The 21,458-nt window shown below is 39.1% G+C and carries 15 protein-coding genes; 6 read left to right on the top strand and 9 right to left on the bottom strand.

Annotation, left to right across the window (positions count from 1 at the left end; all coding sequences use genetic code 11):
• On the top strand, positions 1–1,281 hold the full coding sequence (locus RDV63_RS06845; RefSeq protein ID WP_313908757.1) for a hypothetical protein: 1,281 nt from the start codon (positions 1–3) through the stop codon (positions 1,279–1,281).
• 15 nt (positions 1,282–1,296) lie between these two features.
• Here RDV63_RS06845 and RDV63_RS06840 read toward each other — a convergent pair whose 3' ends face one another.
• The 4 genes from RDV63_RS06840 to RDV63_RS06825 form a co-directional block, all read right to left on the bottom strand.
• Positions 1,297–2,688, bottom strand: coding sequence for an MBOAT family O-acyltransferase (locus tag RDV63_RS06840; RefSeq protein ID WP_313908756.1), 1,392 nt, complete (start codon positions 2,686–2,688; stop codon positions 1,297–1,299).
• Positions 2,685–3,731 (bottom strand): SGNH/GDSL hydrolase family protein, encoded by a 1,047-nt coding sequence (locus RDV63_RS06835; protein ID WP_313908755.1) that lies wholly within the window; start codon positions 3,729–3,731, stop codon positions 2,685–2,687. Before RDV63_RS06835 ends, RDV63_RS06840 begins: the two co-directional genes overlap by 4 nt.
• A gap of 56 nt (positions 3,732–3,787) precedes the next feature.
• A complete protein-coding gene (locus RDV63_RS06830) occupies positions 3,788–4,993 on the bottom strand; it encodes a pyridoxal-dependent decarboxylase, exosortase A system-associated (RefSeq protein ID WP_313910394.1) in 1,206 nt (401 codons plus the stop codon).
• Between the two features lie 102 nt (positions 4,994–5,095).
• Entirely contained in the window at positions 5,096–6,697 is a 1,602-nt protein-coding gene (locus tag RDV63_RS06825) for an acyl-CoA ligase (AMP-forming), exosortase A system-associated (RefSeq protein ID WP_313910393.1), read from the bottom strand.
• A 160-nt stretch (positions 6,698–6,857) separates the two neighbouring features.
• Here RDV63_RS06825 and RDV63_RS06820 point away from each other — a divergent pair, with 160 nt between their 5' ends.
• From RDV63_RS06820 to pepA, 4 genes are all read left to right on the top strand, one after another.
• Positions 6,858–7,100, top strand: a complete 243-nt coding sequence (locus RDV63_RS06820; RefSeq protein WP_313908754.1) for an acyl carrier protein — start codon at positions 6,858–6,860, stop codon at positions 7,098–7,100.
• A gap of 60 nt (positions 7,101–7,160) precedes the next feature.
• Positions 7,161–8,405, top strand: a complete 1,245-nt coding sequence (gene wecC, locus RDV63_RS06815) for a UDP-N-acetyl-D-mannosamine dehydrogenase (protein ID WP_313908753.1) — start codon at positions 7,161–7,163, stop codon at positions 8,403–8,405.
• Positions 8,406–8,483: 78 nt separating this feature from the next.
• Positions 8,484–11,243 carry an XrtA/PEP-CTERM system TPR-repeat protein PrsT gene (gene prsT, locus RDV63_RS06810; RefSeq protein ID WP_313908752.1) on the top strand — a complete coding sequence of 920 codons (2,760 nt, stop codon included), beginning with the start codon at positions 8,484–8,486 and terminating at the stop codon, positions 11,241–11,243.
• Positions 11,244–11,468: 225 nt separating this feature from the next.
• A complete protein-coding gene (gene pepA, locus RDV63_RS06805) occupies positions 11,469–12,224 on the top strand; it encodes a flocculation-associated PEP-CTERM protein PepA (protein ID WP_313908751.1) in 756 nt (251 codons plus the stop codon).
• Between the two features lie 81 nt (positions 12,225–12,305).
• Here pepA and RDV63_RS15265 read toward each other — a convergent pair whose 3' ends face one another.
• The 5 genes from RDV63_RS15265 to RDV63_RS06780 form a co-directional block, all read right to left on the bottom strand.
• Positions 12,306–14,270 (bottom strand): ThiF family adenylyltransferase, encoded by a 1,965-nt coding sequence (locus tag RDV63_RS15265; RefSeq protein ID WP_409934824.1) that lies wholly within the window; start codon positions 14,268–14,270, stop codon positions 12,306–12,308.
• A 13-nt stretch (positions 14,271–14,283) separates the two neighbouring features.
• On the bottom strand, positions 14,284–15,048 hold the full coding sequence (locus tag RDV63_RS06795) for a PEP-CTERM/exosortase system-associated acyltransferase (protein WP_313908750.1): 765 nt from the start codon (positions 15,046–15,048) through the stop codon (positions 14,284–14,286).
• A gap of 174 nt (positions 15,049–15,222) precedes the next feature.
• Positions 15,223–17,532: an acyl-CoA dehydrogenase gene (locus RDV63_RS06790; RefSeq protein WP_313908749.1), complete on the bottom strand. Its 2,310-nt coding sequence runs from the start codon at positions 17,530–17,532 to the stop codon at positions 15,223–15,225.
• Position 17,533: 1 nt separating this feature from the next.
• Entirely contained in the window at positions 17,534–18,220 is a 687-nt protein-coding gene (locus tag RDV63_RS06785; RefSeq protein WP_313908748.1) for a TetR/AcrR family transcriptional regulator, read from the bottom strand.
• Between the two features lie 193 nt (positions 18,221–18,413).
• A complete protein-coding gene (locus tag RDV63_RS06780; RefSeq protein WP_313908747.1) occupies positions 18,414–20,579 on the bottom strand; it encodes a S9 family peptidase in 2,166 nt (721 codons plus the stop codon).
• 224 nt (positions 20,580–20,803) lie between these two features.
• On the opposite strand from RDV63_RS06780, the gene upp reads away from it, so the two are divergent.
• Positions 20,804–21,430 (top strand): uracil phosphoribosyltransferase, encoded by a 627-nt coding sequence (gene upp / locus RDV63_RS06775; protein ID WP_313908746.1) that lies wholly within the window; start codon positions 20,804–20,806, stop codon positions 21,428–21,430.
• Positions 21,431–21,458: the final 28 nt, after the last annotated feature.

Raw genomic sequence — 21,458 nt, 5'->3', positions numbered from 1 at the left:
ATGTTAGTTAAGCTCATAAAAACGCTATTTATTATTGCCTTTATTCTATTGCTAAGTGGCTTAGCCTTATTTTTCTTCGTTACCTCACCGCAACTAGTGCAACATAAACAGATTTCAGCAGAAGATGTTAATACCGCGCAACAGCTAGTGTCGCAATCTATTCGTAGCTTAGCGCGTACTGATGGCGATATTGATGTAGAAATAGATCAGCAGCAGCTTAATGCCATTATGAGTGTGGCAAGTTATGCCTTACCCGATGCAGACTTTAAAGGCGTTATCTCGCCCTTTGGCGTTTTATTGCAAGGCAATGCTAATTTACCGCTTAGCTGGCCTAAACGTAGCATTAACTTAGCTTGTCTGTTTACAGTGTTTAATCGTGGTTTTGCTATTGATCACTGCCAACTTGGTAAGGTACGCCTGTCCCACTGGCTGGCAAATAAACTGTTTAAACAACTTGTCCACTTTGCTGTTGCCGCACCGGCTAACCAGCAACTGCTAGATTTATTTGCTTCAGGCCAGTTAAAAAATAGCCAGTTAATTTTTAGTGCTAAAAACTTAGGGCCAATCAAACTGAAATTGCAGCCTCAACTATACCAACCATTGAGCCTAATAAATGCAAACCAAGTTAAAGCCCCAGATATTGAATATTATTTACTCCAGCTACAGGCTTTGCAGCAGCAGTATCCTAAAGAGCGACGTCTAGCTTTTTATATTCATAAATTATTAGTTACAGCCACTGAGCGGGCTCATAAAAGTTCATTAGACTCGGCTTATCATGATGCTATCTGGGCACTAGCTGTTACTTTTGCCAATAATCGATTTGTTCATTATGCCAATCCTAATTTAACCACCAGACAGATCCCAAGAATACCGGCTAAATTAATTTATGGTCGTCATGATCTTACCCTGCATTTTTTATATTCATCCGTACTACAAATTTTAGGCACAACTGAATTATCGCAACAAGTGGGTAATTTGAAAGAAATTATGGATGCAGGAGGTAATGGCTCAGGCTTTAGTTTTGTTGATCTTGCCGCAGATCGTGCTGGCACTCACTTTGCAGAAAAGCTAAATAGTATTAGTAAAGAGCATCTAACTAGCTATAGCAGTGAGCAATTTGAGCAAGCTATAATGCCCTCTATTCAAGGGCTTCCTGAAGGCTTATCAGAGCAACAAGTCCAACAGCAGTTTGGCGGTTACAATGGTGAGAAATTCAAACAACTTAGCCAAGAAATAGAGTTGCGAGTCTCTCAGTTATCGCTTTATCAACACACTGACTAATTAGCTAATTTAAATTTAAAATTGAAAGTAAATAAAAGGCGCTTCGGCAGAGCCAAAAATAATTAAGCTAAACAACACTAATACAATACTTGTCGCTTGTAGCAAATGCGAAGAGCTAACAAAACGCTGTTGCCAGCTGGCCATTATACGCTGTGGAATAAGGTGCAATATAATGGCAGAAATTAAAGCCACAGCGCCTACGGTTGTTAAATCAAACGGTAAGTGGCTATTATGCCAAATAGCCAGCATATACTGATTCGCTTCAGCTAAGCTCTCAGCCCGAAACATTACCCTTAATAAACAAACAATAAAGAATGTCCTTAATATAGCCAGAATATGCAGCCAGCCAGTATTTAATAAGAACCAACCATATTGCCGACCAAAACGTTCAATACTCACCACAGCGCCATGACAAAAACCGTACAATAAGAAGTTCCAGCCAGCGCCATGCCAAAAGCCGATAGCAATAAAGGTAATAAAGAGGTTGATATAAACATTGCCATACCGACTCCCCCCCACGCCATGGTATAAATAATCACGAAAGAATGAAGACATAGAGATATGCCAGCGCTGCCAAAAGTTAGAAATGCTATGAGCCAGATAAGGTCGATTAAAGTTTATAGGTAGTTTATAGCCAAGTAGTAAGGCACAGCCTCTAGCAATATCAGTATAAGCTGAAAAATCGAGGTACACTTGAAAGCTGTAACCGACCAATGCCAAAATTAAAAAAGCAGAAGATAAGCTGCCATAGTTAGTAAAAGCAGGATCAACAAGATGTATAGCCAGTATATCTGCCAGAATAACCTTCTTTATTAAGCCTTTAATAATTAACATCACCGCTTCTTGTTGCGCTGCAGAATCAACCCTACTTTGCTTAGTTAACTGAGGCAAAAAGTAACTTGCCCGCACTATAGGGCCGGCAACAAGTTGCGGAAAAAATGACACAAATAAGGCGAAATCGGCTAAAGAGCTGACAGGCTCTAACTCTTTTTTATAAATATCAATAGTATAAGAAAGCGCTTGGAACGTATAAAAAGAAATGCCAACAGGTAATAAAATCTGTAACAAGCCAAGGTGCGAAGATAAACCAAACCAAGCGGCCACCACATCTAAATTATCTAAGAAAAAGTTAAAATATTTAAAAAAGCCCAACAGGCCTAAACTAAATATAATCGACACCGCCAGCCAGCGCTTAGCATAAATAGAGCGGTGAATTTTCTTACCGCAATAAAAATTAACGGCGGTCATAGCAAATAATAAAGCACCAAAACGCCAATCCCAGCTCATATAAAACCAATAGCTAACAACAAGCAGCAGCAGTTTTTTATGTTTATTGTTGGAAATAAAGCGTAATAAACCCAGCAATAGCAGCAGGAAAAGATAAAAATGTAATGACGTAAAACTCATGGTTGCACCTGCAAGGTACCATTAAGTGTTGCTATAAGCGCCTGCGCCATAACCTGCTCGCCTTTAGCAGAAAAGTGTACGCTGTCAGTAAAGTTATCCCGACCACCGGCCACCTTATCAGACAAGCTTACATACTGAACATGGTTAAATTCATCGGCAACCTGTTGTAAAGTCTGATTATACTGTTCAAACACATAAGAGAACTGCTGCACAGATAAGCAAGGTGTATAATATAACGCCGTTTCAGCTAGCTGCCGCTGTAATTGCACCGGCTGCTCGGGGCGAAATGAACTTAGGTTTTCTAAAAAATAGATTTGTTTTACTTGTCGTAACTTAGCTTGCTTAATTAACTTTCTAAGCCCGTCAGCATAGTTTTCAAGAGAGGGCGTAAGATCGGGTAAGGCAGAAACCTTATAAGGCACATAACGCAAATTAATGGTATTTTTAAGCAATAAGTCCACGCTTAATAACCATTTAGGCGCCTTTATTTGCGGCAATGCATAAGATTTACCTGCAGCAGATTTTCTACATAGCTGACTGACATCATTGCTTAAGCCAGAATATAACATCAGCACATCTTCCGATAAGCCGGCTAAATGCTCACTGTATAATAAATACTGGCCATTAAGATCATTACCCGGGATCCCAGCATTAATAACCTCAAGCGGTAACTGCACGGCTTCTTGTTGCAATAAAGCTGGAAAGGTAACACTATTATTGGCAGCATAAGCACCATAAGCACTTGATGCGCCAAGCACTATAACTCTAATAGACCCATTATTTTTAGCCTTAATAGGCTCAGAGCGTAAACCTAAATTATTACTTTTAATGCTTATGCTAGAGCCCTCTACCGAGATATTGGGCACTAATAGCTTATAGCCTTTGCGCTGAGTAAAAAGCTGAGTTTCCGCTTGGGCAGGTTTAAGTAAGCTACTAAAAATACTATTACCAAACTTTAGCTCAGCGCGAATTTGTAATAGTAATTCCAGACTAATAAAAATGATAAAAGCAAAAATAAAAACTTTAATAATTGAACGTTGCACTTTGCTCACCATATAAACGGAGAGTTATTATCTCGACTACACAACATGACAATACCTCAAAGTAAAATTTCAGTAACGTTACCATGCCCCAAGAAGTCTTGCGGGCTAGCAGTAGGACCATATGCCCCTGCTTGATAAACCACTAACCAATCACCAACTTCGGCTTTGGGCAATACCATCTTGTCAGCTAAAATATCCAAAGGTGTACATAAAGGACCAACTGCTGTTACTAGCTCTGTCTCCGTTGCAGCCATCTTACTGGCTATAGCAACAGGATAGTTTTTACGAATAACTTGGCCAAAATTACCCGAGTTAGCCAAATTATGATGTAAGCCACCATTGCAAACCAAATAGGTTGTGCCCCGAGATTGCTTTTTATCTATAACTTGGCAAGCATATAAGCCTGCTTCTGCCACCAAGAATCGCCCTAGCTCTATTACTAACTCTACATCCACTAGTTCAGCTGAGTATTGCTGCAACAATTGCTGTAAAGAGGCTGCGACAGGCGCTAAGTCAAGCCGTTGCTCACCAGCAAAATAAGGCACACCAAAGCCCCCCCCTAAGTTAACAAACTCGATTGGATACGGACTAGCCGCTATTAACTTAGCAGCTAAAGCAAAGGTTTGTTGATGGGCTTCAATAAGTGATTCAGGTTTTAAATTTTGTGAGCCACAAAAAATATGAAAACCACGCAATTTAAAAGCCCTATTGCCACAACCAGCTAATAAATCTGGCACTAGCTCTTCATCTATACCAAAAGGTTTAGCTCCGCCTGCCATTTTCATTCCTGAAGACTTAAGCTCAAAAGCAGGGTTCACTCTTAGTGCTACATTTGGCAAGATAGCAGCTTCTATACCTAAGGTTTCAATTCGCGCAAGTTCACTAATAGACTCGCAATTTATAGTCGCACCTAATGTAATAGCGCTAAGTAGCTCAGCATCGGTTTTTCCTGGGCCAGCAAAGCTTATATCTGTTACTGGCATGCCTGACTGTACCGCTAGTAAAAGCTCTTTTTGCGAGGCAACGTCAAAACCATCAACTAAAGGCTGTAAAAAATTAACAACGGCTGGGTAAGGGTTAGCTTTAACCGCAAAATGTAATTTAATGCGAGAAGGTATCTGTTGCCTAAACTTATCAACTTGCGCTGCTATAACATCACGAGAATAAGCATAAAATACTTTTTTATCTAACATGGCACTAATTTGTGCCATAGAGAAACCTGCGAGTTGAAGCTGGCCGTTTACCGCAATAAACTGATCCATTATTTGATGTTTAGGTGCACTTTTCACTGGCTTTATTTCTGTATTCACAGCGACCTTCTCCACGGCATACCACTCCATTGGTTTATTGCTATATTTGGGTTATTAATTTTTGCTTTCTATAGTAAAAAAGTCTCGATACTGACTAGCTAAGGCATTACGATCAATTTTACCATTGGCATTTTTAGGCATCTTATCCAGCTGAATTAACTGCTTAGGTAGCATATAGTTAGGCAAGGTTCTTTTTAGTTGTTTTAACCACTCTGCACTATTAACGGCAATACTACTTTGGCAAGCAAAAATAACTAAAATAGCTTGACCTAACTCTGCGTGCTCAATACCTAAAGCGGCTACATCGGTTAAATCAGAGCTTAGTTGGTATACCGCTTCTTCTACTTCTGTAGGACTAATACGGTAACCTGAGCTTTTTATCATCTCATCACGCCGACCAATAAAGTATAAATACCCCTCTTCATCAAAGCGTACTGTATCACCTGACCATACTGCTAACTGTGGTAATTGAATCCCTTTTGGCGCAACGGGATCAAATTTAAAACGTTCTGCCGTTTTTTCTGGTGCATTCCAATAACCTAAACTCACCAAAGGCCCACGATGGACTAACTCACCAGGCTCATTAGGCCCACATAAAGTACCATCTTCACGCACCACTACAATTTCAGCATTTGGAATAGCTTTACCCATAGAGGTTGGCCGCTTAGCTAATTCAGCCGGCTCTAGGTAAGTGGAACGAAAAGCTTCTGTTAAGCCATACATTAAAAAAGGTTCTGCTCGATTAAATATTTCCTGTAATTGCCCTAACAGGGTTTGCGGCATAGCGCCGCCAGAATTGGTGATATAGCGAACGCTATCTGCACTACCCGGCTGCCAGTTAGCCTTTGCTAGTTGCGACCATAATGGAGGCACAGCGGCTATAGCCGTGACTTGATGCTTTTCTACCGTTCTTACTACATCTTGCACTAAGAAAAAATCTAATAAAACTACACTAGCCCCCACTAAGAAAGCCGTAGTCAGTTGGCTTAGCCCGTAATCAAAGCTAAGGGGTAGTAAGGCTAAAATAATATCTTGTTGCTTATTATCTAGATAAGAAGCAACACTTTGGGCACCTAACAACATATTTCGATGAGAAAGCACAACACCTTTAGGTTTGCCCGTGCTACCTGATGTATACAAAATGGCAGCCATATCAGCATCAGTTAAAGCTTGGCAAGTTACACTCTTATCCAAAGTTATAGGTTTATTATGATAAGCTAGTACCTGAATATGCCCCAGTTTTTGAGGAGAGTTGTCATCGGCATCGGTTAAAAATATTGTTTCTAAATCTGGGCAATTGACTAGCTCGTCAGCTAAACCAGTTAGCCTAGCTTTGCTGGTAATTAACACTTTAACACTACAGTCTTGCAGAATATAACTTACTTGTGGCGCTTTTAAACCAGCATTAACGGGAACAAAAACCCCTCCAGCCATAGAACAGCCAAAAATAGCGCTGACTGTTTCAAACTGCTTAGGCAGATAAACTGCTACACGTTCAAATCGCTTAAGATCAGACTGCAGCAATAAGGCCGCAGTTTGCGTTACAGCCTTAGCTAACTCAGAATAGGTTAAACTGCTTGATTTAAAATACAAAGCTGGATGATTTGGATACTTTACAGCCGATTGCAGTATATAATCGTGGATATTTTTGGTCATAGAGTCCGTTAGACCTTTCACATTCATTCCCTTTATGTGTAATAATAAATCAAATTTGTAATAAAGCCGATTTTAATTTGTAAATTCAGTTTCACTTTACCTGAATCGAGCGTTAACTTGCAAATCAGGGAACTTAATTAGCTTTAATAGGAACAATATTATGCCACTTCAGCATTTCCTTGCCGATATCTTACGCTCAGTACTACAAATTGACACCCAATTTGATGACGACACTTTACTATTAGGTGCCATTCCAGAGTTTGACTCTATGGCTGTAATCTCAGTTATTACTGAAATTGAAGAGCAATTAGGTATCCAGATTGATGATGATGAAATCTCTGCTGAAGTTTTTGAAACTTTTGGTCAGTTACATTCATTTGTTGAGCAAAAGCAAACCGCTTAATTACCACATAATAATTAAGCCATTACAGCAAACTGGCTTAAGTATAAAAAAGGATATTTTATGCACAACTTTTCACGCGTATCTGTTATTGGTTTAGGCTATATTGGCTTACCTACTGCTGCTGTTATTGCTTCACGCGGCGTAGAAGTTATAGGAATAGACGTATCTGAACACGCAGTTACTACTATAAATCAAGGTAAAGTACATATTGTAGAGCCTGACTTAGACATGTTAGTGCAAGCTGCAGTTACTACAGGTAAGTTACGCGCATCTTTAATTCCTGAAGCTGCAGAAGCCTTTTTAATTGCCGTTCCTACGCCCTTTAAAGATGATAAAGTGCCAGATTTAAGCTATATAGAAACAGCATTACAAACTATAGCCCCTGTCATTGAAAAAGGTAACCTCATTGTTTTAGAGTCTACCTCTCCGGTTGGTACCACAGATAAAATCTCGCAGTGGCTAGCCGAGCTACGGCCTGATTTAGTGATGCCGCATCAGGATATGGACCATGCCGATGTTTTTATAGCCCATTGCCCCGAGCGAGTATTACCGGGACGAGTCTTACAAGAATTAGTAAGCAATGATCGTATTATCGGCGGCATCACCGATCGCTGTGCGCAACGTGCCATTGATTTGTATAGTCTTTTTGTGCGTGGGGATTGCATTAAAACCAATGCTCGTACCGCTGAAATGGCCAAGTTAACCGAAAACTCTTTTCGCGATGTCAATATTGCTTTTGCCAATGAGTTATCGATGATTTGCGACCATTTAAAAATTAATGTCTGGGAATTGATTAAACTAGCTAATCGTCATCCTCGGGTAAATATTCTTTCACCTGGTCCAGGCGTTGGCGGTCACTGTATTGCAGTGGACCCTTGGTTTATTGTTGATTCTGCACCTGAACAAGCACAAATTATCCGTAAAGCTCGCGAAATTAACGATAGTAAGCCACACTTTGTGATTAATAAGGTTAAACAAGCTGCTGATCAGTTTAAAAAACCAGTGATAGCTTGTTTAGGTTTAGCCTTTAAGGCAGATATTGATGATCTTCGGGAAAGCCCGGCATTAGATATAGCCATGCATTTGCTTAATGATAATATTGGTGAGATTGTATTAGTTGAACCAAATATTAAAAAGTTACCCAACAAATATGCAGCTTTTGATAATGCTCTAACATCCTTACCTCAAGCGTTAGAAAAAGCCAATATATTGCTAGTGCTGGTTGATCATAAACAGTTTAAAACTCTACATTTGACTGATGTCGCGAGTAAAGTAGTTATTGATACTCGAGGTATTTTTGGTTAAGTCTCTTTAATAAGAGCACTATTTAGTTAGCAAAATAATAACTATTTACTAAAACAATTTGCTACAAGGAGTGTAACAATGAAAAAATCTACTACTATTGCCGCCGCTTTAATGCTGTCATTATTAACAGCATGTGGCGGTAAAGAAGCTGCTGAACATTATACAGATGCGCAAAGCTTTATTCAGCAACAAAAATATAGCTCTGCTGTTATAGAGCTTAAATCTGCTATTCAGCAAGCACCAGAGAATAAAGAGTATCGATTAGCCTTAGGCTTATTATATTTAAAAATAGGTGACTCTGTTGCGGCAGAGAAAGAGTTAACACGAGCTTTCTCTTTAGGTGTTGAAACCCAAATAGTCGCAATTCCATTAATCCGTAGTGCATATCAAGCGGGTAATCACTCTTATGTGTTAGAGCTATTTACGGAAGATAACAGCATAACTGCTGAACAAGCCCTATATATTAAAACATATAAGGCATTATCAGAATTAGAGTTAGGTGACGCTGATAGCGCTATTTCTTTATTTACAGAGCTTTCAACGCAACAAGACTTTGCCGATATTGCCGCTTTATCTCAAGCCCATCTTTTAATTGCTAATCGTAATAATATAGAAGCTATAAGTACTGCCGACAGCATTACTAAAGAGAGTTTAATTTATCAAGAAGCATTATTTTTAAAGGGCAGATCGCAATTAGCTGAAGAAGACAGCTTAGCTTCTATCGACAGTTTTACAGAGTATTTGCAGATTGTTCCCAATAATATTCTTGCTCGATTAATGTTAACCCAAAGTCTAGTTAAAACAGAACAATACGATTTAGCAGATAATCAGTTGAAACTATTGCTAAAAGCTTATCCTAACCAGCCTCTTGCTAACTATTTAAAAGCCGTATTAGAGTATGATAAAGAAAACTTTACTCTAGCAAAAGAGCATGCAGAAAAGGCTATTAATAATGGCTTGCGCTCAGATAGCGCCCGTATTATTGCAGCACTATCATCGCTTAAACTTAATTTAGAAAGCCAAGCTATTTACCATTTAGACAGTATCCAAGCTAATTTAGCTAAGTATCCACCACTACAGAGTCTCTATGCTTCTTTGCAATTAAAAGCCGGCCAAACAGATGAAGCAAAAGATATTCTTCTTAACCAATCTGCTGACAATCTTGATCTTAAATTACTGGCAAACACTTCTTTTCAGTTAATCAAGCAAGGCTCAAATACCGCAGCAGAACAGCTAATTGATAAGTATGAGCAAAGCGCTAAAGGTGATGTCACCTCTTTAACTACTTTAGGTATGCTTAAATTAGGCTTAGGTGGCCAACAAATGCAGGGGGTGCGCGACTTAGAACAAGCACTACTATTAGACCCAAGCCAAAACCAAGCTAGAATAGTGTTAGCTATTAGTTATCTAAAACAACATGAATATGCCAAAGCTTCAGCCCTTGCTGATGAGTGGTTAGATGATCCAGAACTAGCTATTGTTGGTTATAATCTAAAAGCTTATAGTGCATTACTGCAAGATGATACAACAAATGCCAAAGTGTTTTTAACTAAGGCTGAGCAATCTAAAGCTGATAATCCTTTTACTATGCTGTTGCAAGCCATAGTGGCTTATTCAGAAAAAGATCACGATAAAGCCAATGCCTTATTGTTAAAAACAATGCAGCTTCACCCTACTTACGTCCCAGCATTACAGCAATATTACACCTTTGCTAAAACTGAAGGTAAAGCTAAAGAGGCGTTAGTTCAAGGTCAATCTATTTTAGATAATGCCCCAGAAAGCAATAATTTACGCTTAACTGTTGCTAAAATGTACCATCAAGAGCAAAACTATCAAAAAGTAATTGATTTACTTGAGCATAAGTCCATTAATCGTGACTATGCACCAAGCGGTTATTGGGCCACATTAATTGACGCTCACGCAAAGTTAAATCATAGCCAAGATGTTATTAAACTAAGTGACCAATGGTATAAACTGACGCCTGACAACCTACACGCAGCTTTCTTTTATGCTAATGGCTTAGCCCTAAACAAAAACTTTAATGAAGCCGTCTCAGTACTAGATAAGCAACTAAGAAAGTTCCCTAATAATTTAATGCTGTTAAAAAGTAAAATTATTTTTCTAGCTGAAAATAAAGATTATAAAACCGCATTAAAAACCTTTGATGCAATAGATAAAGAAGCGGCTAATCAGGCTGATATTTTATTTATAAAAGCGAGAGTCACTTTTCTTGACGGGCAAATTCCACCATCGTTAGAGCTGTTTAATCAAAGCTATTTATTAGCACCTAGTGACGAAACAGCAATGTATATTGCCGAAATATACTCTAAACAGTATTCGTATAAACGAGCCATTCAATTTTTAGAACAACACTTTGCTACCCACCCAGTTAAAGGTAACTTAAAGGTATTTTATGCCAACCTTTTACTACAATCTGATCAAGATAAAGCCTTTAAGCTGTATAACGAGATTCTTGAAGAATCGCCCAATAACTATATTGTACTAAATAATTATGCATGGGTACTCGCTGAAGATAATCAGCTAGATAAAGCAAAAGTCTATATTGAGAGAGCGTTAAAACAAGCGCCTAAACATCCCGATGTGCTGGACACTTATGGTAAAGTTTTATTATTACAAAATAACTTAGCTGCTGCTATAACAGCGTTTGAGCAATCGTTACAAGTAAGGTCTAATAACGCTGAAGTTTCCTTAAACTATGCTGAAGCCTTAATTAAATCAGGCAAACCTCAACAAGCAGCCTCAGTGTTAAATAAGCTAGCTATTAATGACGTAGCGTTATTAAAGCGTAAATCAGACTTAGAGAAGTTACTGCCTTAAAATTAATTTAATTTACAATTTTAAAAGGCCTGTTACAACAGGCCTTTTTTAATTTTAGTTGTCATGTTTTTTTACACTCTTACCAAAATCTTAAAGTATAAAAAGATAAGTCATTGATAAATACAAACTTTAAACTATGGCATAGGCTATGCATTACTAAGAAGAGAGTAAGTTGAAGGCTGAAACGCCCAAACTTGTCATTGTAACGTTATTAAGGAATTTATTATGAAAAAGCTATTAGCAGGATTAGCATTAGCAGGAGCGGCAGCGTTTAACGTTAATGCCTCGGTCATTACGTTTGACGACAGCAGTTTCGGTGGTTCAGGCTCAACGATGTTCAATGAGATTGACTGGGATCCAGATACAGCCAATGTTACCCAAACCGATACAAACGGTAATGGTTCAATTTTCGGTGGTCCAGATGCCTTTATGGAGTTTGGCCAAAGCTTAATGGTTAACTTTAAAAACACTGGTTCACCAAACTATATACCAACAAATTATGAAATGTATTTAGACTATATGTTTAGTGGTACTGCAGAAGCTTCTGGCTCATTAATTGATGTATTATTCTCTGGTGGTAATGCCACTCTTTGGGCTGACACAACAGTAAATAGCGGTGCTTTTGATGCTGGTACAGCAACAAACTTAGGTACTTTCTCATTTGTGTCTGGTGATTGTTTAACCCGCATTACTGGTGTTGGTTCATGTGATATTAAATTAAAGTTTACTGCTAACCCAGGTTACTTCTACTACAACGGTAACGATATTGCTGGTAATAATGCGGTATATTCAGATTTAATAGTAACATTACAAGACATTATTGGTTTATCGCCAGACTATAATGGTATTCCGGGTTCAACTCAGCACTTTGAAATTCGCCATGATGGTAACCAAACATTCTCAGTACCAGAGCCTGCAAGCTTAGCGGTGTTGGGTTTAGGGTTATTAGGTTTACGTTTAAGCCGTCGCAGTAAAAGTTAAGCTTAATTGCTAACAAAAAAACCACCTTAAGGTGGTTTTTTTATGTCTTAACTCTTTTATTATTAAATATTTAAACTAGCTTTACTCAACCATTAATTTTGCTAAAGGTAAACGGATTGAGCGTGATTCCGGATGTTCGCTACGGCCTATCCGACCAATAAACACTTTATTCTTAAATACAGTTTCAGGTAATAACTGTTGTAACTTAGCATCCATTTTACGTGCATTTTCAGTTGCTTTTTCGTTAGTACTAAAAGCTAGGCCATCTCTTAGATAAGTTGAAAACAATACTGGTGTTTGCTCTGGCTGAAAGCCAAAATGTAGCTTTGTTGCAGTTAACCAAAATCGCTGTAATGCCTTACCTGCTTCTACTTGATGCGGTAATGTAAGTGGTGTTTCATCTGTTGTATACAATACAAAATGTGCGCTACAGCGCAAGGCTGTCATAAAGTCTAACTGTACTCTGGGCGCTATAGTACCCCCCATATACTTAGCTAAAAACTCAAATCTTTGCCAACTTTTTAACGCCCATTTCATCATTTTGGCCGTAACAACATCAACTCCTAATGCTTGCTCTGGAATTTTGTCTTCACTGAATTTTTTATTCCAATCAATAATTTGGCTATGAACATCGTAGCCTTCTTTCATTATTAGCCGAGTATAAGCATTACCATACATTAATTTAGCAAACTGCCAGCGTTCAGCTCTAGTTTCAAACCAATGCACTTTAAAGCCAGCAGGCAAGCTAGCTTCTAGTTGTTGTTTCTCTGCTGTGCTAAGCGCTCTTGTTCCCATAGGCTTGCGCTGTACCGTCCGAGTTTCTATATAGGCAGCCAAGGGTTCAACTTTCAGCTCAGAAACAGGTTCTAAAACTAACTGATATATTGGCCGCTCTGGTACTGAGCGATCGGTAGCAATTATTTGCGCTATAAAGCCTCGTTCAGTCGCGGCTAATCGAATCGTCTCCAGCAGAGCGCCATGCGACATATTACTAGCAAAACCATTTAAATCGTAAACGACGTGATCACGGGTGTCATTAGCTAAAATATCAAAACTTAAATCGCCCGTACGGCGAAAACGCCAGCACTGCGTATTATCACCACTAGGTGCCCAACGAGCTTTATCTAATACATACAATAACGGATCAGTTTCAGGTGCAACTTTTGCTGCAGCTTGAGGCGCTTGATTAAGTAAATGCTTTTTACCTAAATGAATAGCTAACTTATTAATGGGGTTAGCATTACCAAAAGGTCGCCAGCTAACAACATACTTATTACGATAAGCATCAAATTGTAAACATCGTGGCGCGGCTAATACTTTACCTCTGTTTAGCATCAGCTTTAAAGCTTGCGTAGCGGCGACGCCCGCGCAAAGCTCACAGGCCATAATAGTGGATGGCCCTTTCCTCTCTGGTAAATTAATACTTTCTGGTACAACTAAATAAGCGCTATGTAATCTTGCCGGTGATAAACCCACAAAAAAACGTAAATACTGCTCTGTTTCGCTAGCGCCATCAAATAGGAAATACTCTTCAAAGGTCATTTTTCCAGGTAAAAAGTTTAAATTAGATACCCCCATACCTAGCGGGGCAGCAGTTATAGCTGGCACTCCTGCAGCATAAGCTTTTTTAAACATTAAACTTCTTATTTTTAATGCAAAAAAATCTAAACCATCTATATAGACATCAACCCCACTTAAGAATTCTTCAATATTCTGCTCATTAATACCTTCAGAAAAAGTACTAATATAAGCTTCTGGATTAATATCCAAAACCATTTTGACCACTGTATCTAATTTAGACTCGCCCAGTGTTGACATTTTTGCCCCTGCTTGGCGATTAAAGTTTTCAATTTCAAAACTATCAAAATCAGACAAGTGAAAACGGCCCACTCCCAATCTGGCCAGTGTTACCGCGTGTGCTCCCCCTACACCACCACAGCCCGCTATAGCGACGGTTTTAGTCGCTAATAGTGCTTGCTCCGCTAACGTTAACCAGCCAATATTTCGTGAAAAGGCATTAAAGTAATTAAATGCAGCATTCGTCATAAAGATAACCCTTTTATCTATTAAGATAAGGAAGCAAGAACATCTGCTGCTTCAATTGTTTTTCTAGTAAAGAATATAGTTCCAGTATTTCTGGGTTAAGCTCTGAAGTAAACTTCTCTCTTGGCAAGTAAAACAATGCTCTATTACCATGAAAATCATGCTCATCACCTATCTGTTCAAATAAAAAGCCGATGCGATTAAGTCGCTTATTTAAACGTGGTTCTGCTACTACAAACATAGCTAAATGTAAGCACATTTCAGCTAAAGCTATAATGCTTAAATATAACCCAATGGCAATATTAGGAAAGTTACGACGCTCTTCTTCAGAAAATACATCTGACTGTAAACTAATGTCATTTATCACAAAAGGCATGTTTTTTTCACCGGCACGGCGGCGAAAAGTTTCAGGTACAGCCAGCCGTGATATTTCACTAAAACCACCACGAGGAAAGTCTGCTAAATTAATGACTTCAGACCAGATAGAAGATAGGCAGTGTTGCTCAAAAGGTAGTTTTTTATCAGGCTCATTAGGTGGATGGATAACTAAGCGCGCTGTACCAGCATATTGACCTGTTCTTTTATGTACTAGCAACAATGCGAAAGAATAATCATCACACTCATCGCTTTCTTTACCATCTTGTTGCTTAGGTTCCCATTCTAGCTCATCACAATATACCGAATGACGGATCCGATAGGATTCTTCACGCAACTGCTTGGTATTAGCAAATTTAACTTCAAAATATTGATCAAAATTTTCAGCTAAAGATAAGTTATCCATATTATATCCATTACAGCTTTTACATAGCTTAAGTGTAGATGAATTTATGGTTTACTTGTGCTTTTATTTAAGATTATTTAATCGCACCACACTAGCATTAATTATTTAACTTCATGCTATATATATTAAAAACGCCAGCATCTGCTGGCGTTTTATGATTGCTAATAGTTAAAACTAATGTTTATCGCCTAAACCGGTAGCGGTTAATTCACCTGCTTTAAAACTATCCACGCTAATGGCATCAAAACGTAATAGGTTCATTTTTTGCAGCTGCTCTGCTTCCTTCGCAGTGACAATATTAGCTACTAATGCTTGCTCAATCGTTTGGGCTAGTGGTAGTTTTCGCTCTAAAGTACCTTCTCTTTGCGCTTGTGAAATTTTCTTCATCAGAGGCTGAGCTTGATACATGGCAATAAATGCCCGTTCCATTAAACCTGTTGCGTCTTGCTCTGACTCGCCGATATAACATAAGTGTGTTAAACGATCCCGCAATACACCTGGTTTGGCTAGCGCATTACAAATATCCACCGCAACTTGATCTTTAGGCATCTTATAGCCAATACCAAATGGAAAGATTAATGTTTTTAATAATCTAGCCACAAAGCGGTTTGGGAAGTTGGCAAAGAAACCGTCAAAAGCACGACCTATTTCAAATAAAGCTAGTTGAATACTGTAGTGAACAAAAGGTAAGTCACATTGCTGACGGCCATTATCTTCATAGAACTTTAATACGGCCGATGCTATATATAACTGACTTAATACATCACCTAATCTTGCTGAAAGCATTTCACGGCGTTTTAAGTCACCACCTAAAATAAGCATTGAGAAATCAGCACTCAAAGCAAGGCCTCGGCTCATACGGCTAAGCTGTTTATAGTAACGTGCGGTTTCACCTGACACCGGCGCACTATTAAATGCCCCAGCCGTTATACCTTGCCATAAAGCACCAAACGTATTACCTAAAGCAAAACCTATATGCTTAACTAATAAGCCATCGAACTGCTTTAAACCTTGTTCAGAATCAGGATTAGAGGCAGCTTCAAGTTCTGCAAACACATAAGGATGGCAGCGAGTTGCACCTTGGCCAAAAATCATTAGGTTGCGAGTTAGAATATTCGCACCTTCAACAGTAATCGCAACCGGTATGCCCATATAGCCATGCGCTAAATAGTTTTTTGGCCCAAGCTGAATGGCACGACCAGCATGAATATCAAAGGCATCATTCATTACTACTCGCGACATTTCAGTCATATGATATTTGGCAATTGCTGTAACAATACTTGGGCTTAAATTCATATCAATAGCACCAGCAGTCATTACCCTCATAGCTTCTAAGCTATAAGTTAAGCCACCTATCCGTGCCATGGCTTCTTGTACACCTTCAAACTTACCAATAGACAAGCCAAACTGTTGACGGACAAAGCCATAAGCGCTTGTCATACGTGTAGCAACATGTCCCGTAGCAGTCGCTAATGCTGGTAAGCTAATACCGCGGCCTGCCGATAAGCACTCAACTAACATACGCCAGCCGCGCCCTGCATAATCAGGACCACCAATAATCCAATCTAACGGAATAAATACATCTTTACCGTAAGTAGTACCGTTTAAGAAAGCTAAATTCATAGGAAAGTGGCGGTCACCAATTTCAACGCCTGGATGGCTAGTTGGAATTAAGGCACAAGTGATACCTAAATCAGGCTTATCACCTAATAAGCCTTCTGGATCTTGCAATTTAAAGGCTAGGCCTAACACAGTCGCAATAGGTGCTAAAGTAATATAACGTTTATCCCAATTTAAACGGATCCCAATAACTTCTTCACCGTTATGCACGCCTTTACAAACTATACCTAAATCTGGGATAGCACCAGCATCAGAGCCAGCTTCAGGGCCAGTTAAAGCAAAACAAGGTACATCAGTCCCCTTAGCTAAACTTGGTAGCCACTGCTGTTTTTGCTCTTCGGTACCATAATGCATAAGTAACTCACCAGGGCCTAATGAGTTTGGCACCATAACGGTAACTGCAGCCGAGATACTACGCGTAGCAATACGTGAAACAATAGTAGAGTTAGCTATAGCTGAAAACTCACGACCACCATAGGCCTTTGGAATAATCATGGCGAAAAAGCCTTCGCTCTTAATATAATCCCAAACCTCTTGCGGTAAATCACGATCTTCTTGAACGATCTTATAGTCATCAAGCATGGCTAATAAAGTTTCAACCTGATTATCCATAAAGGCTTGCTCTGTTGTACTTAACTCAGCCTTAGGGTAGTTATGTAAAACTTTCCAATCGGGTTTACCTTTAAAAAGCTCACCATCCCACCAGACATCACCTGCTTCCATAGCTTCGCGCTCGGTATCAGATAACGGCGGTAAAATGCGTTTAAACATACTAAAAATAGGTTTAGTAATAAAGTTTCGGCGAATATCTGGCACACCAAAAACTATTGCTATTACAACTAATAAAACTATTAATACGATCATATTACCTTCCTTCGCTTGCCGTTATTGGCAAGGTTTGACTTTTTGGAGTAACAATAGGGTTTGGGGCTGCTATAGCCGCTGATAAGTAAGGAAGCAAACGTAAAATCACCCCTTCTATATCTATTTTTTCTTTAAAATCTGCTTCAGCTATTTCAGTTAAAGCTTCATTAGAGGCCATAGTAAAAACTATAGTACCTAATGAAAAATGTAGCCGCCAAAATAACTGACTCGCTGGTAAATCTGGGCAAGCTTGCTGCATAAGCTTGGTAAGCTGTGACAAAACATGGCCATATTGCTGATTAAAAAACCAGCGCAAATGGCCTTGCACATCAGTATAACTACGGCCTAATAACTGTAAAAATATTTGCGTACCATGTGGATAGATATTATTTAACTCTAATAATGGCTGAACAAATACAGACAATACCTTATCTATAGATACCGGTGACTTGCTGGTTAGTAATACCGAGAATTCTTGCTCTAATCTTGGCATTAACTTTACTAGGTAGCGCTGTAATACAGCTTGGATCAGTTCTTTTTTGGAGCCAAAATGATAATTGACCGCTGCTAAATTAACTTCAGCTAAACTCGTAATTTGCCGCAACGAGGTACCATTAAATCCCGTTTCAGCAAACAGACTTTGCGCAGCATCAAGTATTTTTTGCTGGGTACTTTGGTTTGCAGACATCCAATTCACCGTGATTTAAACAGGTGTTTTAAATGTACGTTTGAAGTTAAGTCCTGTCAAGAGCTAAGCTAGGGTTATTAGTCTTATTAATCTGTAAAGATAATAATGGTAGGCACTAAGAATACCAAGTGCCTAGTCGCAGCTATAGCAGCCTAGGAACTTGGTATTGAATACTGAGTGTTTGTTTTGTTAATTACTGCATAAAGTGTTTATTAAAAAACTCAGTAATCGTTTGATGTAAATGGGTTTGTACTGGCTGGCCAAACATAGAATGCTTGCTGCCTGGGTAGTTCATCATTTCAAAGCTTAAGCCTTTATCTTGTAATTGCTTATATAACTTAGTGCTATGAGTAAATAACACATTGTCATCTGCCATGCCGTGATAAATTAATAAGCCACCTTTTAAACCATCGGCATAAGGGAACACTGCGCTTTGTTTATAGCCTTGTGCATTTTGCTTAGGATGACCTAAATAGCGCTCGGTATAGTGAGTGTCATATAAAGCCCAATCTGTTACCGGAGCGCCAGCAACACCAGCAGCAAAGTAATCACCGGCTTTAAACATGGCCATAATGGCCATATAGCCACCATAGCTATGGCCATAGATGCCAATACGCTTAGCATCAACATAAGGTAAAGTACGTAGATACTCTACGCCGCAAATTTGATCGGCAATTTCAATGCTGGCTAAGTTTTTGTAGATTGGGTCTTCAAAGGCTTTACCCCTATTATAAGAACCACGATTATCAAGCTGAAACACTAAATAGCCTTGTTGAACTAAATAATGTAAATAGAGATCTCGCGCACTCCAGCTATTAGTTACCCGTTGAGCATGGGGTCCGCCATAAACACTAACAATAACAGGGTACTGTTTACCCTTCTCAAATTGCTTAGGTGCAAATAACCGATAATGTAATGTTTGACCATCTTCAGCCTTAAGCGTACCAAATTTAGGCGCCACTAAATCGCTATGATAACGAGTAAGTGGATGTTGAGCGTTAAGCTTATTTTGCTCTAACCAAGTAAGGACTTTGCCATCTAAAGCTCTAAGCGCCACTTTACTCGGTGAGGTTACATTAGAATAACTATCAATAAAGCTATTCGCTTGCTTTGGCATAACCACAGCATGATCATAATTAGCTTCAGTTAAGCGCTTAATATCTGCACTTTTTAAACTAACTTGATATAAATGGCGCTCTAATGGCGTATCTTTGCGGCCGCTAAAATAGAGCAGGCCTTTAGCTTCATCAATTGCAGCTACTTCATCGACCACCCAGTCGCCTTGCGTTAACTGACGAATAAGCTTACCGCTAAAGTCGTAATGATATAAATGCTTAAAGCCATCGCGCTCTGAAGCCCAAATAAAGCCGCTGTTATTGTGCAAAAAATACAAGTCATGGTGTAAATTCAGCCATGTATCACTGCGCTCTGTTACTAAGGTTTGCTGTTGGTTATTGTTGGCTAAATCAACTAAACGCAGCTCTAACTGTTGTTGTTGTCTATTCTGCCACTGATAGCTTAGATAACGGCTAGAGTCTGTCCACTGCACCCGTGGTAGATAAATATCGTCATTTTCACCATGCGAGATCCAAGTCGTTTTTGCCGTATTAAGATCAATCACGCCAAGTTTAATACTAACATTTGCCGTACCTGTATAAGGATAGCGCTGATTAAACAGCTTTATTTCATCGGCGTAAATTTCATTGCGCACCACTTCGGCAACTGCGCTTTCATCAATACGGGTAAAAGCAATTTTGCTATCATCAGGCGACCACCAATAGCCTGTCATCCGATCCATTTCTTCTTGCGCGACAAATTCGGCCATCCCATTTTTAATAACACCACCGCCATCGTGGGTTAGCTGGGTTTCTTTACCTGTTGCAATATCTAAAATATACAGGTTTTGCTGGCGTATAAAGGCCACTTTTTTACCTGTAGGCGAAATGCTAGCATCAGTTTCAAATTCATCGGTGTCGGTCAGTTTTTGCGCCTTAGCCGTACTTAATTGGTAATAATAAAGATCACCATTTAATGGGAACAATAAGGCATCACTATTTTTGGACCAGCTATAACTAATAATGCCAGAGGCAAATAAACGCATTCTTTCCCGGCGTGCTTTTTCTTCATCCGATAATACTTCTGCCCCTGACACTAAACTATCGGCATCAACCAACAGCCTATGCTCTGCATCTTTAATATGATACTCCCATAGGTCTAATCTATCAGCGTCATCAGCCTTACCTTTTAAATAGGTCACTCGGCTACCATCTGGTGCCATAGCCAAAGAGCGAGGAGTAGTACCGCTTAAAGCAGGATCTGCAAATAATCGGGCTAATTCTAATTGTGTTGCCTGTGCCATTGTCCCTCCAATTAACAAAAATACTGCAAATAGACAGCCGACCATATTAATTCGCATTGTAATATCCCATTTATGATTATTGTTAAGATGATAATTTAAATTTGTTTGCTACTGTATAATGCATTAGCCTTTACTGGTTTTAGGCATCGATATTAGCGGCTTTCTTACCATTACTACCAATAAAGCTTACAGGTTAGTAATATTAGCTCGAGGATAACAAAAACATGAAATTGGTTGAAGTAAATCACCCCCTAGTTAAACATAAACTTGGTCTATTGCGCGCTGCTGATATTAGTACTCGACAATTTAGACAATTAGCCAACGAGCTAGGCAGTTTACTTACCTATGAAGCCACTAAAGACTTTGCTACTGAAACCGTGACCATTCAAAGCTGGAATGGCCCTATTGAAGTGCAACGTATTCAAGGTAAAAAAGTCACTATAGTGCCAATATTAAGGGCAGGTTTAGGCATGTTAGATGGTGTATTAGAGCTGTTACCCAGCGCCCGTATTAGTGTCGTTGGCATTTATCGAGATGAAGAAACCTTACAACCTGTTTCTTACTTTAATAAACTGGCAGCAGATATTGATAAGCGACTCTCGATAATCATTGATCCTATGTTAGCCACCGGTGGTTCACTAATAGCCACTATCGATTTATTAAAACAACATGGTGCTAAACACATAAAAGCCTTAGTCTTAGTTGCAGCTCCTGAGGGCATTGCTGCTTTAGAAAAAGCCCATCCTGATGTCGCTTTATATACTGCAGCTATAGATAAAGGTTTAAATAAACAGGGTTATATTTTGCCAGGCTTAGGTGATGCCGGCGATAAACTATTTGGTACTAAATAAACTCGTTACACTTTAAAACTGACTAAAG

Origin of the sequence: Rheinheimera sp. MMS21-TC3 (assembly GCF_032229285.1) — a bacterium.
In the GTDB taxonomy this organism is placed as follows: domain Bacteria; phylum Pseudomonadota; class Gammaproteobacteria; order Enterobacterales; family Alteromonadaceae; genus Alishewanella.
The sequence above is the reverse complement of the archived record's forward strand: the minus strand, read 5'-3'. Positions and strand labels throughout refer to the sequence as shown.

Excerpts from the sequence above, each read along its gene's own strand:
- RDV63_RS06845 (WP_313908757.1), top strand. The coding sequence starts at position 1 with ATGTTAGTTAAGCTCATAAAAACGCTATTTATTATTGCCTTTATTCTA.
- RDV63_RS06840 (WP_313908756.1), bottom strand. The coding sequence starts at position 2,688 with ATGAGTTTTACGTCATTACATTTTTATCTTTTCCTGCTGCTATTGCTG.
- RDV63_RS06830 (WP_313910394.1), bottom strand. The coding sequence starts at position 4,993 with ATGGATCAGTTTATTGCGGTAAACGGCCAGCTTCAACTCGCAGGTTTC.
- RDV63_RS06825 (WP_313910393.1), bottom strand. The coding sequence starts at position 6,697 with ATGACCAAAAATATCCACGATTATATACTGCAATCGGCTGTAAAGTAT.
- RDV63_RS06820 (WP_313908754.1), top strand. The coding sequence starts at position 6,858 with ATGCCACTTCAGCATTTCCTTGCCGATATCTTACGCTCAGTACTACAA.
- wecC (WP_313908753.1), top strand. The coding sequence starts at position 7,161 with ATGCACAACTTTTCACGCGTATCTGTTATTGGTTTAGGCTATATTGGC.
- prsT (WP_313908752.1), top strand. The coding sequence starts at position 8,484 with ATGAAAAAATCTACTACTATTGCCGCCGCTTTAATGCTGTCATTATTA.
- pepA (WP_313908751.1), top strand. The coding sequence starts at position 11,469 with ATGAAAAAGCTATTAGCAGGATTAGCATTAGCAGGAGCGGCAGCGTTT.
- RDV63_RS15265 (WP_409934824.1), bottom strand. The coding sequence starts at position 14,270 with ATGACGAATGCTGCATTTAATTACTTTAATGCCTTTTCACGAAATATT.
- RDV63_RS06795 (WP_313908750.1), bottom strand. The coding sequence starts at position 15,048 with ATGGATAACTTATCTTTAGCTGAAAATTTTGATCAATATTTTGAAGTT.
- RDV63_RS06790 (WP_313908749.1), bottom strand. The coding sequence starts at position 17,532 with ATGATCGTATTAATAGTTTTATTAGTTGTAATAGCAATAGTTTTTGGT.
- RDV63_RS06785 (WP_313908748.1), bottom strand. The coding sequence starts at position 18,220 with ATGTCTGCAAACCAAAGTACCCAGCAAAAAATACTTGATGCTGCGCAA.
- RDV63_RS06780 (WP_313908747.1), bottom strand. The coding sequence starts at position 20,579 with ATGGCACAGGCAACACAATTAGAATTAGCCCGATTATTTGCAGATCCT.
- upp (WP_313908746.1), top strand. The coding sequence starts at position 20,804 with ATGAAATTGGTTGAAGTAAATCACCCCCTAGTTAAACATAAACTTGGT.